The sequence below is a fragment of the Aquitalea magnusonii genome (assembly GCF_002217795.2).
In the GTDB taxonomy this organism is placed as follows: Bacteria; Pseudomonadota; Gammaproteobacteria; order Burkholderiales; family Chromobacteriaceae; genus Aquitalea; species Aquitalea magnusonii_B.
The window spans coordinates 1,530,134-1,544,650 of the sequence record NZ_AP018823.1; the positions used below are offsets into that span (position 1 = coordinate 1,530,134).

The following is a 14,517-nucleotide window of genomic DNA, read 5'->3' on the forward strand; positions in this document are numbered from 1 at the left end:
GACAAATCGTCATCTTGGGAATTTGATTGTATCTAATGTCATGTCGCCATCACAAAAGGGGCGGTGTGACATGTCGCACAAACACAATCCTGTCGGATTGGTAACTCAGGTTACTGAAATGATAGGGTCAAGCGACTAAGTGCATCTGGTGGATGCCTTGGCGATCACAGGCGATGAAGGACGTGTAAGCCTGCGAAAAGCGCGGGGGAGCTGGCAATAGAGCTTTGATCCCGCGATATCCGAATGGGGAAACCCACCCGCAAGGGTATCCCAGACTGAATACATAGGTCTGTGGAAGCGAACCGAGTGAACTGAAACATCTAAGTAACTCGAGGAAAAGAAATCAACCGAGATTCCGTCAGTAGTGGCGAGCGAACGCGGAATAGCCTGTATGTGATAGAGATTGAGATAGTGGAAGGACCTGGAAATGTCCGCCATAGTGGGTGATAGCCCCGTACACGAAATTTCATTCTTGGTACTGAGCATACGAAAAGTAGGGCGGGACACGCGAAATCCTGTCTGAAGATGGGGGGACCATCCTCCAAGGCTAAATACTCGTGATCGACCGATAGTGAACCAGTACCGTGAGGGAAAGGCGAAAAGAACCCCGGGAGGGGAGTGAAATAGAACCTGAAACCGGATGCATACAAACAGTGGGAGCCTCGCAAGGGGTGACTGCGTACCTTTTGTATAATGGGTCAGCGACTTACGTTCAGTAGCAAGCTTAACCGCATAGGGGAGGCGTAGGGAAACCGAGTCCGAATAGGGCGCTTTAGTTGCTGGGCGTAGACCCGAAACCGAGTGATCTATCCATGGCCAGGATGAAGGTGCGGTAACACGCACTGGAGGTCCGAACCCACTAGTGTTGCAAAACTAGGGGATGAGCTGTGGATAGGGGTGAAAGGCTAAACAAACTCGGAGATAGCTGGTTCTCCCCGAAAACTATTTAGGTAGTGCCTCATGTATCACTTCCGGGGGTAAAGCACTGTTATGGCTAGGGGGTCATTGCGATTTACCAAACCATGGCAAACTCTGAATACCGGAAAGTGCGAGCATGGGAGACAGACGGTGGGTGCTAACGTCCATCGTCAAGAGGGAAACAACCCAGACCGCCAGCTAAGGTCCCAAATGATCAGTTAAGTGGTAAACGAAGTGGGAAGGCCCAGACAGCCAGGATGTTGGCTTAGAAGCAGCCATCATTTAAAGAAAGCGTAATAGCTCACTGGTCGAGTCGTCCTGCGCGGAAGATGTAACGGGGCTCAAACTGATAACCGAAGCTGCGGATTTGCACGTAAGTGCAGATGGTAGGGGAGCGTTCTGTAGGTCTGTGAAGGTGTCTCGTAAGGGATGCTGGAGATATCAGAAGTGCGAATGCTGACATGAGTAGCGATAAAGCGGGTGAAAAGCCCGCTCGCCGAAAGCCCAAGGTTTCCTACGCAACGTTCATCGGCGTAGGGTGAGTCGGCCCCTAAGGCGAGGCTGAAAAGCGTAGTCGATGGGAAACGGGTTAAAATTCCCGTACTTTTGTGTAGTGCGATGTGGGGACGGAGAAGGTTAGGTCAGCGGCCTGTTGGAATAGGTCGTTCAAGCCGGTAGGCGTGAAGGGTAGGCAAATCCGCCCTTCTTTAACGCCGAGAAGTGATAACGAGGGTCTACGGACCTGAAGTGACTGATACCACGCTTCCAGGAAAAGCCACTAAGCTTCAGCTACACAAGAACCGTACCGCAAACCGACACAGGTGGGCAGGATGAGAATTCTAAGGCGCTTGAGAGAACTCAGGAGAAGGAACTCGGCAAATTGATACCGTAACTTCGGGAGAAGGTATGCCTGTTGTGGTGAACACCCTGCGGTGGGAGCTACGACAGGTCGCAGAGAATCGGTGGCTGCGACTGTTTATCAAAAACACAGCACTGTGCCAACACGAAAGTGGACGTATACGGTGTGACGCCTGCCCGGTGCTGGAAGGTTAAGTGATGGGGTGCAAGCTCTTGATCGAAGCCCCAGTAAACGGCGGCCGTAACTATAACGGTCCTAAGGTAGCGAAATTCCTTGTCGGGTAAGTTCCGACCCGCACGAATGGCGTAACGATGGCCACACTGTCTCCTCCTGAGACTCAGCGAAGTTGAAGTGTTTGTGAAGATGCAATCTCCCCGCTGCTAGACGGAAAGACCCCGTGAACCTTTACTGTAGCTTTGCATTGGACTTTGAAGTGGTTTGTGTAGGATAGGTGGGAGGCTTTGAAGCAGGGACGCTAGTTCCTGTGGAGCCGACCTTGAAATACCACCCTGACCCCTTTGAGGTTCTAACCTTGGTCCGTTATCCGGATCGGGGACAGTGCATGGTAGGCAGTTTGACTGGGGCGGTCTCCTCCCAAAGTGTAACGGAGGAGTTCGAAGGTTACCTAGGTACGGTCGGAAATCGTGCTGATAGTGCAATGGCAAAAGGTAGCTTAACTGCGAGACCGACAAGTCGAGCAGGTGCGAAAGCAGGACATAGTGATCCGGTGGTTCTGAATGGAAGGGCCATCGCTCAACGGATAAAAGGTACTCCGGGGATAACAGGCTGATACCGCCCAAGAGTTCACATCGACGGCGGTGTTTGGCACCTCGATGTCGGCTCATCACATCCTGGGGCTGTAGCCGGTCCCAAGGGTATGGCTGTTCGCCATTTAAAGTGGTACGTGAGCTGGGTTCAAAACGTCGTGAGACAGTTTGGTCCCTATCTGCAGTGGGCGTTGGAAGTTTGACGGGGGCTGCTCCTAGTACGAGAGGACCGGAGTGGACGAACCTCTGGTGTACCGGTTGTCACGCCAGTGGCATTGCCGGGTAGCTAAGTTCGGAAGAGATAAGCGCTGAAAGCATCTAAGCGCGAAACTCGCCTGAAGATGAGACTTCCCTGAGGGCTAGACCCTCCTGAAGAGTCGTTCGAGACCAGGACGTTGATAGGTCGGGTGTGGAAGCGCTGTGAGGCGTTAAGCTAACCGATACTAATTGCTCGTGAGGCTTGATCCTATCATTTGAGTGGCTTGGGAAACCGAGACCGGATGGATAGTGAATGTGCGACGCGATCAAAGATCCAAGATAAGATACCTAATTAATTCAGTGATTCAGACGAAGTCTGGATGACAAAGCTTCTTCAAGTTTGTTGACAGTTTATGTCTGGTGGCCATAGCGAGGTGGTCCCACGCCTTCCCATCCCGAACAGGACCGTGAAACGCCTTAGCGCCGATGATAGTGTGGCATTCGCCATGTGAAAGTAGGACACTGCCAGACTCCCCTTACAGAAGCCCAGCTCAATCGAGCTGGGCTTTGTGCTTTTATGGTCGGCTAATTCTCAATCAGTCAGAACGGACTGTACTGCCCGCCATCTGCGGCGGTCTTCTTGCTGCTGAACTTTTCTTTGCCCGTGCTGCACGGCGCTTCCTTGTAGGGAAGGCTGCCAGCGCGCAGTCAGCCTGAAGTCCGGCTGGGCCTGCTGCGGTGCCAAACAAAAAGCCAAACATAAAGCCACCCTTGGGTGGCTTTATTGTTTCCGGGCTTAGCTTTCCGTCAGCAGCCGTTCCAGCGTGAGTCCGCTGGCAGGCTGCACCGGGTAGTGACTGAAGGTAAGCGAAAGGCCGGTTTCATTGGCAGTGAAGCGGGCAGGGTAGCCCAGCGGCAGGGTGGTTTTGTCGTGAATGTGTCCGAACGGAATGCCAGTGAAAACGGGGATGTTTAGCTGGCTGCGTATTTGTGCAATCACGGTATCCAGCGTGTAGCCTGCATCGTAGGCATCCACGATGCGGCCCATGGCGAAATCACCCAGGAAGATGGCTTTTTGCCGCTGCAAAATACCGGCCAGATAGAGTTGTTGCAGCATGCGCTCGAGGCGGTAGGGTTGCTCGCCTACATCCTCCAGAAACAACAAGCCACCGCGAATGTCCGGCAGGTATGGGCTGCCGACCAGGCTGGACAAGACGCTGAGATTGCCGCCCCAGAATATGCCCTCACCTGTTGCCGTGCTGGCTTGTGGAGTGGGGGTGGAGACGGTCCAGTTTTCCGTTGTTGTCGCCTGGATGAAGTGCTGCATGGTCATCGGGCTGAGCTTGCGCCCGCCGAAGTCGCTGTACAGCATGGGGCCGGCAAAGCTGCCAACTCCGCCCTTGGCCAGCAAGGCAAGTTGGATGGCGGTGAAATCACTGTAGCCCATGATCTGGGTGCCGGCTTCCTTGAGCATGGGACACAGCCTGGCATAGTCGATGTATGGCAACAGGCGGCATGCACCATAACCGCCACGTCCAGCCAGCAGCATGCGCGGCATGTCCTGGCGCTGTGTCAGGTGGTTGAGGTCCTGCAGCCGTTCTTGGTCGGTCCCGGCAAAGCGCTGGTATTGACGATCGATTGCGCTGCGGTTACTGATGTTAAAACCCGCCTGTTGCAGTCGCTCCACGCCGTGTTGGCGTTGCAGGGCGTTGGGCAATGTTCCTGAGCAGGCGAGTAGCGCGATTTCCTGGGTTTGCAGTGGCATGGTGCTATGAGCTGGTTTGACGGTGGCAGATCGCTGCAGCGCGGTGCCGCAGGCCTGCAGCAGCATGGCCCCGGCTGTGCCGAGGCCGTATTGCAGCAGCTTTCTGCGTGTCATGATGTTGGTGGGCAAGCGGCTTTCCTGGAGGTGTACCGGTTCAGTTCTGCTTCTGGCGGATGGCCAGTAAAGCCTGGTTGCGCAGTGTTTTGAGCAGGTTAAGTTCGTCTGGGCGCAATGGCAGGCTGTGCGCCTGCTTTTTGTCACCATATAGAAAGCCTATTTTCCTCTTTTCCAGCACCAGCGGAAAGATGATAAACGTCTGTGCCAGATCCAGTTGGCGGTACCACAGTGGGATATGGCTGCTGATGGCCGGGGCGCTGGCGTCTTCAATGAATATGTCGACATTGCGCTCCATGGCAATGCAGAAAGCATTGTCCTGTTGCTGCAGATCCACCTTGAACTGGCTCAGCAGCAAGGCTGTGTCTTCTCCAAAGCCGAAGCGGGCTTGCAAAATGTTTTGCCGTGCATCCCGGGTGCAGAGCAGCACATGATCGAAGCCCACCGCACGGTACATGATTTCCAGAATCATGCGCAGCAGATCGTTAAGTTGATAACTGCCCAGCAGTGTGCTGGTGATGTCCTGCACGCCACTGGAAAGCAAGGATGTGGTTGCCGCCGGGGTATGGACATAGCTGGCTTCTAGTTCGGGTGTGGCGGGGAGGTGCTGACTGTCGGGCTGGAGGCCAAGCGAAGCCGTCTTCAGTAGCTGGGCATTGCCTTGCGTGCTGCTGTCGCCGCTCCATTCATGCAAATAACTGGCAAATTCGGCCTGGCTGGCGGCAATCAGCGCGTGCAGGGTGCTTGCTTCCACGGTGCAGGCTCGCTCGTAACGGGCCAGCAGTGGCTGAAGCTGGCTGGTGCGCAGGCTGGCCGGCCCTGTCAGCAGTTGAGTCAGTTCATTGGCCAGGTTGCCCAGCATGCGCAGCCGGGCCCCGCTGTGTTGTGGCTGGCGCACCGGGCCGGGCGGGTAGGGTTCAAGGCTGTTGACGATGCGCGCGGGAAAGCTCCACATGTCGGCAGTGCTGGCACCAAGCGTGGCATAGGACAAGCCCAGTGTATGTTGAACCGCTTGTTCGATAATGCTGGCGTGCAAGCCGAGCAGGCTGATTTGACCGTGCGAGTCGATCAGGCTGTGTTCGGCATCCAGATGTGGCAGCGCGCGCTGCTGTAATTGCAGATGCAGCAGAACCTCCAGGATGTCGCACACCATGCCGGCCGCCTCGCTGTCGTCCACACGGCGATGGAGGGTGTCTGCCAGCAACTGCTGCTTGCCAAGCAGATAGCAAGCATAGTCCTGCGCGCCCACGGTTGCGGTGTCAGATGGTCTGGCCAGCAGACCATGCGGCGGTGTGACAGTGTCGGTCTGCTCTGTCATTGGCATGAGCAGGTATTGCTGTCCGTTGGCCTCAGCCTGCAGCAAGGTGCTGCCATCGCTGCCGTGGATGTGACGGATGGGCTGGTATTCCGCATTATTGTTGTCGCGGTTCATGATGTTTTCTCCCTGCTTGTCACTATATGGCTAAACAGCCCGTGCGGCATGGCTTAATCGGTATTGCGTTATTGCTCTTTGGACTGAATTTTCACTTGGATAGTGCATATTGATATATCCAACTGGTTTTGGAAATTTGTGGCCCTTCCGGTAAATTGAGCGGCAAGCAAACTATCGTGCTGTGCTCATCAGGAGTGCAGGCAGGCCAGAAACAGGCGGGAACCATGAATATCAGTCAACAGAAGCTGACTCATCTCAAGCAGCTGGAAGCCGAGTCGATTCACATCATTCGCGAAGTGGCCGCGGAATTTGAAAATCCGGTCATGCTGTACAGTATCGGCAAGGACTCTGCCGTGATGCTGCATCTGGCGCGCAAGGCTTTTGCGCCGGGCAAGCCGCCGTTCCCGCTGATGCATGTGGACACCACCTGGAAGTTCAAGGACATGTACGCCCTGCGCGACAAGCAGGCAGCCGAAGGCTGGGACCTGATCGTGCATGTGAATGAAGAGGGCGTGAAGGCTAACGTCAACCCGTTCACCGTAGGCAGTGCCAAGCACACCGACGTGATGAAGACCGAAGGCCTGAAGCAGGCACTGAACAAATACGGTTTTGACGCGGCCTTTGGTGGCGCGCGTCGTGACGAAGAGAAATCCCGCGCCAAGGAGCGCGTGTATTCCTTCCGCGACAAGAACCACCGCTGGGACCCGAAAAACCAGCGTCCGGAACTCTGGAACATCTACAACAGCAAGATCGACAAGGGCGAGAGCATCCGCGTGTTCCCGCTGTCCAACTGGACCGAGCTGGATATCTGGCAGTACATCTACCTGGAAAACATCGACATCGTGCCGCTGTATTTCGCCGCCGAGCGTGAAGTGGTCAACCTCAATGGCACGCTGGTGATGATTGATGACGACCGCATCCTGCAATACCTGACGCCCGAGCAAAAAGCCAGCATCACCAAGAAGCAGGTGCGCTTCCGCACGCTGGGCTGTTACCCGCTGACCGGCGCGGTGGAATCCACTGCCGCCACGCTGCCGGAGGTGATCCAGGAAATGCTGCTGACCACCACCAGCGAGCGTCAGGGCCGTCTGATCGACCATGATCAGGCAGGTTCGATGGAAAAGAAGAAGATGGAAGGCTATTTCTAAGCCCGGCTCCATCCAGTCACCACTCTGAAGAATTGATGCTCATCGCCCTGGCGGTGGGCTACAGCGGAAAGAACGATCATGTCTCACCAGTCCGAGCTGATTGCCAGCGATATCCTGGAATACCTGAAACAGCATGAAAACAAGGACATGCTGCGCTTCATCACCTGTGGCAATGTCGATGACGGCAAATCCACCCTGATTGGCCGCCTGCTGCACGACTCCAAGCTGATTTTCGAAGACCAGTTGGCGGCAATCGAGCGCGATTCGAAAAAGTACAACACCACCGACCAGGAAATCGACCTGGCCTTGCTGGTGGATGGTTTGCAGGCCGAACGCGAGCAAGGCATTACCATTGACGTGGCCTACCGCTACTTCAGCACCGAAAAGCGCAAGTTCATCATTGCCGACTGCCCGGGCCACGAGCAGTACACCCGCAACATGGCTACCGGCGCGTCTACCTGCAACCTGGCGGTCATCCTGATTGACGCGCGCCGTGGTGTGCAAACCCAGACCCGTCGTCACAGCTACATTGTCAGCCTGCTGGGCATCAAGCACGTGATTGTGGCCATCAACAAGATGGACCTGGTGGAGCACAGCCAGGCAGTGTATGACCGTATCCGTGAAGAATACCTAGCCTTTTCCGAGCACCTGACCATCCCGGATATCCGCTTTGTGCCGATTTCCGCCCTGCGTGGCGATAACGTGGTGACCCGCAGCGAAAACATGGGCTGGTATCAGGGTGCCACCCTGATGGAGCTGCTGGAGAGCGTGCAAGTCAGCCACGATGTGGCGCTGGAAGCCTTCCGTCTGCCGGTGCAGTATGTCAATCGCCCGAATCTGGATTTCCGCGGCTTCTGCGGCACCGTGGTGGCGGGCGAAGTCAAGCCGGGCGACGCGATTGTGGCCCTGCCGTCCGGTAAGCGCAGCAAGGTGAAGGAAGTGGTTACCTTTGAAGGCAATCAACCCTCAGCTTTTGTCGGTCAGGCCATTACCCTGACGTTGGAAGATGAAATCGACATTTCCCGCGGCGACATGATTGTGCGTGCTGGCGAGCAGCAACCCAATGTGGCGCAGGCGTTTGATGCCCATGTGGTGTGGATGGCCGAGGCGCCGCTGGTGGTGGCCAAGGAATACGGTTTCAAGCTGGCGGGCAAGGTGGTGAGCGGACGTGTGTCTGCCATTGAGCACCGTGTTGATGTCAACTCGCTGCAACAGTTTGACGCGCAAGAGCTGGCGCTGAACGAAATCGCCCTGTGCCGCGTGGAGCTGAACGCCCCGGTAGTGTTTGATGCCTATGCTCAGTGCCGTGGCACTGGCAGCTTCATCATCATTGACCGCCTGAGCAATGCCACTGCTGCTGCGGGCATGGTGACGGCTGCGGCCGAATCCAGCGCCGAGCCGGTGAGCGACGAGCTGGCCCGCCTGCGTGCTTTCGAGCTGGAATTCAACCAACTGGTGCGCAAGCACTTCCCGCACTGGGAAGCCAAGGATATTTCCAAGTTGTTTTAAATAGGGGCTGACGCTGCGTATGGCCTTGCACGCAGCGCCATAACCGCAGTCCCTGGCGGCGCACAGTGCCAAGCCATTGTGCTACACGCCTGAAAACCGACCCTCATTTGTTTTCCTTGCCCTGGCATGGAAAGCGGATGAGGGTTTTTGTTTGTGCTCGCCATGCATCATGGTTGACGCCGCGGCTCCTGGCTCAGTCTGTTGTCGTGGCGAGTCGGCTTGATCTCCCTCGCCTGAGCCACTGTCCCGGCCGAGGGTAGGGCGAGCAGCATGCAAGCCACATGCACCACACCCGCAGGCGGCCCGGATGGCGCAGTGCTCTGCCTTGCGGCTTCTCCTTTCGGCACTTGCTGCTGCCGCCTTGTCTTGTTGTTCCCGCTGTGCCACCTGCTTGGCGATGGAGTGAACCTGCTGGCTGGGCCAGCAAGTCGGGGTCGCGTCTGCGGACATGCTGGTATTGCTCTGCTTTATACCGTTATTTGATGTCAAGGCTTTATTTTGTGGTGATATCTGCGCTGTAAATTTCAATGTCATCGATTTTTATGAATTAACTACGCAATTGGTTTAATGCGAGTGAGTCTCGCTATATTTGGATATAGGGCAAGCATGGCTATATTCATCAGGGAATAAGACTAAAGTAGTAGGTATTTATCGGGGCTGCTTATGGGAATATCTCTGCCATGTATTATTCTTTATTCGTGTGATCTTTATTTCGGCTTTGCGGCGTTTTATCTGTAGCAATGCAATGCCGGATATCAATTTTCTACGCGTTTATTGCGGCTGCATGCTTGATGCGAAATGAACTGCCGCCTGCATTCTGCGTTTTTGCTTCGGGTGCTTGTTGTAAATAGTTATCGCATTCGATTTAAAGCGCCATGTTGCTGGCGTAAAACAATAGTTTGTCACTGCAAACTTAAAGTGCAGCAACTTGATATTTGTCATCTGAGGGCTGCGGCTTTGTATGGAAACTGAGGTGAAGTTGCTCAAGCTGCCTATTGCTGGCCCGGCTTCTTGGCCAATCGTCCATTCTGGCCTGAGGCTGCTGGTCTGTATCTGGTCTGTGCCGCGCTATCGGCTTTGAATCTTGATTCGCTACCGGGCTGAGGAATATACAGCATGACTTGAGTTTGATGCCGCTCGGATCACCTTGTGCCAAGGAATACTATTGCCGATTTCTGGGTTTGCAACCCGCTTGGATGTTGCTGGATGCGCGGTAGCTTATCTGCATTTGCTTGCTGTGTGCTGCTGCGCGGGATGGGTTTATGTTTTGTTAGTTTCAAATGCAGGTACTGCTGGGTAAAAAACAGGGTGGACAGGGCTGCGTCGGTTACTGGTGAATGGCCATGATCCGAGGCGGCAGTATCTTGGCTTTCTGTCGCTCTGCCGGGGATATTTAATAACAGGGAGTTGGTATGAAAATAACAAAAGAAAAAATCAAAGCGGTGGGCTTGAAGTCAGTTCAGGGCCGCATCGCGGTCGCGGCTGGTACGGCCCTGGTCATCAGTTCCGTAGTGTTGCTAACGATCAATGTCGGTTCGTCGATGATGACCCAAAGCATGGTCAATGGGCGCATGAATGAATTGATCCGGACGGAAACCGAGGCCAAGTTGAGCAATCTTGCCTCCGCCCAGGCCGGTGCCATCCAGGCGCGCTTCGATCTGGCACTGGATGCGGCACGTACCATGGCGCACACCTTTGCCTTGTCAAAAAGCAGCCTGCCGATGGGACGTCAGCAACTGAATGCGATTCTGCATAACGTGTTGCTGAGCAATCCGGAATTTAACGGCACCTATTCGTGCTGGGAGCCTAATGCGGTTGACGGCGGGGATGCGCAGAACGCAACGGCAGGCAATGGCAACAATCCCCAGACCGGCCGGTTCACGCCGTACTGGACCCGTAGCGAGAGTGGTGCCATCGCGGTGCAGCCGCTGGTGGAGTACGACTCGGATGCCTTGCATCCGAACGGCGTGCCCAAGGGCGGCTGGTATGCCGGGCCGAAGGCTAGCAGTAAGGAAAGCGTGCTGGGACCATTGCCATACATCGTGCAAGGCAAGAGTGTCTTCCTGGCGACCATGTCGGTGCCCATCATCATCAATGGCAAATTCATGGGGGTGGCCGGGGCCGACTACAACCTCGACTTTGTGCAGAAAATCAGCCAGGAAACCAATAAGACACTGTATGAGGGCAAGGGCAAGCTGCTGATCCTGAGTGATCGTGGCCTGGTGGTGGCCGATAGTGCCCATCCGGACCTGATTGGCAAGCTTTTCACCCCCGAGGTGGGCGAGTCCAATGCGCAGGGCCTGCTTGCCGACATTCAGGCCGGCAAGTCCAAGACCTGGACCGATGACGCAGCGAATACCATGAATGCACTGGCCCCCATCCCGCTGGGGAAAACCGGCAAGCCATGGGCGGTGTTGATTCAGGTGCCGAAGGACGTGGTGCTGGAGCAGGTGAACACCCTGAATCATGACATTACCAGCCGTTCTGTCTTTACCACCATGCTGCAGATCGGTATCGGGCTGGCCATCATTGTGCTGGCCAGCCTGTTCCTGTGGCGTATGTCAGCGCGCATTGCCAAACCAATCCGCGATGCCGCCGACATGGCGCAGAAAATCGAAGATGGCATTTTTGATACCCGGCTGAGCGTGGCTTCTGCTGATGAGGTGGGCAAACTGGCCTCCGCCCTGAACAGCATGTCCGACAGCCTGCAGGAAAAGGTGAATCTGGCCGAGCAGATCAGCCAGGGGAATCTGGATTGCGACGTCAAGCTGACTTCGCAATCCGACCAGTTGGGCAGGGCGCTGCAGAAGATGGTGGAAAACCTGAACCGGATGATAGGCAATTTGCAGAATGAAGCCCGGGCCATCGATAGGAACGCTAAAGACATGTCCGCCCTCAGCCAGGAGTTGTCCGAGGGGGCTGGCAGTTCCGCGGCTTCGATCGAGCAGATCAGTACCGCCATGGCGGAGATCAGTTCCCAGACAAAAAGCAATGCCGACAATGCTGTGCGCGCCAGAAGCATTTCCCAGACCTCGCATGCGGCTGCGTTGAATGGTGCGCGTGAAATGGGTGAAATGCTGGCGGCAATGCAGGAAATAAAAGCCTCTGGTGACAATATTACCTCGATCATTCAGGCCATCAACGACATTACCGAACAGACCAATTTGCTGGCCTTGAATGCGGCGATTGAAGCTGCCCGTGCCGGGGAGTCCGGACGTGGTTTTGCCGTGGTGGCCGACGAGGTGCGCTCACTAGCGATTCGCAGCGCCAATGCCGCCCAGCAGGTGGCCAAGCTGGTGCAGTCTTCCAGTGCCAAGACTGCGGTTGGTGTTAATGTGGCGAATAAAACGTCCGACTCGCTGCGGCAGATTGTCTCCAGTGCCGAAGAGTTGTCTGCACTGGTGGAGAGCATTTCCATGGCATCGCAGGAGCAGGTAAGCGGTATCGAGGAGATCACCCAGGGCTTGCACCAGATCGACAATGCCACACAGGCAGTCAGCACACATGCCGAGCAGTGCGCGTCCACCGCGGTGCAGCTTACTTCGCAGGCCAAGCTGGTACATGATCTGATCAAGGACTATCGTGTGAAAACCTAAGCGCAGCCAGGCGCGTAGCAACAGCCCCCGGTCAAGGCCGGGGGCTGTTGCATGTGGGCTGTAGCGTTGTGCTGTTAGCGCTGGTGTTGGATTGGCCCGGTGTGACGCCATGCGCGACTGCTAGTCGTGCAAAGCCGCAGTGCGCGCCGGTCTGATGCGCCATTCAGTCATCCCAACTGGCGTCGAGGGCCAGTAGCACGCGCGGTGGCTGAGCGACCGGCGGGGAGCGATGCACAATGCCGCCGCCGGCATTGCCTTGCCACAGGCTTCCCTTGAGCAGGGCGACGCTGAAGGGCGGGATGCTTTCAATCCGGTGGCCGGGGTTAAGCAGGCCCGAGCTTTCGTCTGGCTTGCCGGCACCCGCCGCGCCAAGAAAGCGCCGATCCACGCTGCTGCTGTCAACCCATTGCGTGCCATCGCCGCGATAGGTACATAGCAGCCGGATGCCGACATGATCAACGTGCAGGCGCGGACACATGGCTTGCCTGATGACTTCCAGCCGGATGCCGATGGTGGGGGCATCCAGCAGTTCGCCCAGCATGTCGGCCAGCAAGGCAATATCTGTGGCAAGGGCCGTGCGGCCTGCTCCGTCTGGCAGGCGGCTGAGATCCGGTATCTGACCGGCTGGCAGAATCTGGCGAAAGCCAGTGCCGAGCGCTGTCGCGTGTTGTTCCAGCCATCCTGCGATGTGCTCATCCACGGCGCGGCGCCATATGGCCAGCTGGATGTCTGCGTCAAAGATCTGTGTCAGCGCCAGCGCATCATCTGCGATGAAGGCGCAGCCTGCTGCGTGTGCGAGGGGGGCTTGCATGTTCTGCTTTCGATCAGCAAACAAATGGAATGGGCGACGGCCGGCTGAGATGGATGCGGCGGGACGCATCCATCTCGGGATGCCGTATGGCTGGGGGCGGGTAAGTCTGAGCGGTGCTCAGTCTGCTGCCGCGCTGCCGATGGCCCAGTCCGGGAAGGGATCTGGATATTTGGCCCAGGCTTGGGGGCCGGCAGCCAGTTCCTCCTCTGTCAGCAGGCAGGCATCAAATCCCTGGCGCAGCGCGTGCTGGTCCATATTGATGCCGATGAGCACCAACTCCTGCTGCGCATCGCCGTAGGGTTCTACCCAGCGCTGGTGGATGATGCGGCGGCTTTCCTCATCTTGCGGCCAGTCCTCGCGCGCGACGGCTGCCCACCACAGGCCGCCCAGTTCATGGCGGATCATGGGGCCGGCCTGCGACCAGCTACCGGCCAGGCCGGGCCGGCTGGCCAGCCAGAAATAGCCTTTGGAACGGATCACCCCAGACCAGCCCTGCTGGATCCACTGATGGAAGCGGGCAGGATGAAAGGGCCGCCGCGCCTGATAGACAAAGCTGGAAATGCCATATTCTTCGGTTTCGGGGATATGTTCGCCACGCAGTTCCTGCAGCCAGCCCGGCGCTTCGGCCGCTTGTTCAAAATCGAAGCGGCCGGTATTCAGAATCCGCTCCAGCTTTACCTTGCCAAAGCTGGCATGCAGGATGTCCGCTCGCGGGTTGAGCGCGCGCAGGATGGCTTCCAGCCGTGTGACATCGGCGGCTGACAGCAGATCGGTTTTGTTGAGCACGATGACGTCACAAAATTCAACCTGCTCGATCAGCAAGCTGACCACGGTGCGCTGGTCATCCTCGCCCAGGCTTTCGCCCCGATCGCTGAGGTAGTCCTGGGAGCTGTAGTCGCGCAGGAAGTTATAAGCATCCACCACCGTCACCATGGTATCCAGGCGCGCGATGTCGGACAGGCTGGTGCCGTCTTCGTCGCGGAAGGTAAAGGTTTCGGCCACGGGCAGCGGTTCGGCAATGCCGGTGGACTCGATCAGCAAATAGTCAAAACGCTGTTCCCGGGCCAGCCTGGCGATCTCGATCAGCAAATCCTCGCGCAGGGTACAGCAAATGCAGCCATTGCTCATTTCAACCATTTTTTCGTCGGCGCGCGACAAGGCTGCGCTGCCTTCGGCAATGAGCCGGGCGTCAATATTGATCTCGGACATGTCGTTGACGATGACGGCAACGCGCAGGCCTTGCCGATTGTTCAGCACATGATTGAGCAAGGTTGTCTTGCCTGCGCCGAGAAAACCGGACAGTACAGTGACCGGCAGGCGGGCGTCTTGGCTGTTGTTTGGCTGTGTCATGCTTTGTCCTGCTATATGTTGTGGCGGTGAGCGGCAGGCATTTTCATGTG

7 protein-coding genes and 2 rRNA genes are annotated in these 14,517 nt (G+C 56.5%); 5 read left to right on the forward strand and 4 right to left on the reverse strand.

The genetic code is table 11. The features are described from left to right. Positions 1-125: 125 nt before the first annotated feature. Positions 126-3,012 (forward strand): 23S ribosomal RNA (locus DLM_RS07420). A gap of 146 nt (positions 3,013-3,158) precedes the next feature. Beyond that, positions 3,159-3,273: ribosomal RNA gene (gene rrf, locus DLM_RS07425) — 5S ribosomal RNA — on the forward strand. A gap of 265 nt (positions 3,274-3,538) precedes the next feature. On the opposite strand, the gene DLM_RS07430 is transcribed toward rrf, so the two are convergent. Together DLM_RS07430 and DLM_RS07435 are read right to left on the reverse strand one after the other, a co-directional pair. Continuing rightward, complete coding sequence (locus DLM_RS07430; protein WP_231960125.1) at positions 3,539-4,636, reverse strand: LD-carboxypeptidase; 1,098 nt, start codon at positions 4,634-4,636, stop codon at positions 3,539-3,541. 25 nt (positions 4,637-4,661) lie between these two features. Continuing rightward, the gene (locus DLM_RS07435; protein ID WP_089084155.1) at positions 4,662-6,053 is read right to left on the reverse strand and encodes a GAF domain-containing protein; all 1,392 of its coding nucleotides are present in this window, start codon (positions 6,051-6,053) and stop codon (positions 4,662-4,664) included. A gap of 224 nt (positions 6,054-6,277) precedes the next feature. On the opposite strand from DLM_RS07435, the gene cysD reads away from it, so the two are divergent. The 3 genes from cysD (at position 6,278) to DLM_RS07450 (ending at position 12,306) form a co-directional block, all read left to right on the forward strand. Then, a complete protein-coding gene (cysD, locus tag DLM_RS07440) occupies positions 6,278-7,201 on the forward strand; it encodes a sulfate adenylyltransferase subunit CysD (RefSeq protein WP_089084156.1) in 924 nt (307 codons plus the stop codon). Between the two features lie 78 nt (positions 7,202-7,279). Further along, positions 7,280-8,710, forward strand: coding sequence for a sulfate adenylyltransferase subunit CysN (gene cysN, locus DLM_RS07445; protein ID WP_089084157.1), 1,431 nt, complete (start codon positions 7,280-7,282; stop codon positions 8,708-8,710). Between the two features lie 1,412 nt (positions 8,711-10,122). Next, a complete protein-coding gene (locus tag DLM_RS07450) occupies positions 10,123-12,306 on the forward strand; it encodes a methyl-accepting chemotaxis protein (RefSeq protein ID WP_145985787.1) in 2,184 nt (727 codons plus the stop codon). A 163-nt stretch (positions 12,307-12,469) separates the two neighbouring features. Here the strand turns inward: DLM_RS07450 and DLM_RS07455 are convergent, their stop codons facing one another. Both DLM_RS07455 and zigA read right to left on the reverse strand, forming a co-directional pair. Then, positions 12,470-13,117 (reverse strand): DUF1826 domain-containing protein, encoded by a 648-nt coding sequence (locus tag DLM_RS07455; RefSeq protein ID WP_089084158.1) that lies wholly within the window; start codon positions 13,115-13,117, stop codon positions 12,470-12,472. Between the two features lie 117 nt (positions 13,118-13,234). Next, entirely contained in the window at positions 13,235-14,467 is a 1,233-nt protein-coding gene (zigA, locus tag DLM_RS07460) for a zinc metallochaperone GTPase ZigA (protein WP_089084257.1), read from the reverse strand. Between the last annotated feature and the right edge of the window lie 50 nt (positions 14,468-14,517).

Coding starts and splice junctions, on each gene's coding strand:
- zigA (WP_089084257.1), bottom strand. CDS start 14,467: ATGACACAGCCAAACAACAGCCAAGACGCCCGCCTGCCGGTCACTGTA.
- cysN (WP_089084157.1), top strand. CDS start 7,280: ATGTCTCACCAGTCCGAGCTGATTGCCAGCGATATCCTGGAATACCTG.
- DLM_RS07435 (WP_089084155.1), bottom strand. CDS start 6,053: ATGAACCGCGACAACAATAATGCGGAATACCAGCCCATCCGTCACATC.
- DLM_RS07450 (WP_145985787.1), top strand. CDS start 10,123: ATGAAAATAACAAAAGAAAAAATCAAAGCGGTGGGCTTGAAGTCAGTT.
- DLM_RS07455 (WP_089084158.1), bottom strand. CDS start 13,117: ATGCAAGCCCCCCTCGCACACGCAGCAGGCTGCGCCTTCATCGCAGAT.
- cysD (WP_089084156.1), top strand. CDS start 6,278: ATGAATATCAGTCAACAGAAGCTGACTCATCTCAAGCAGCTGGAAGCC.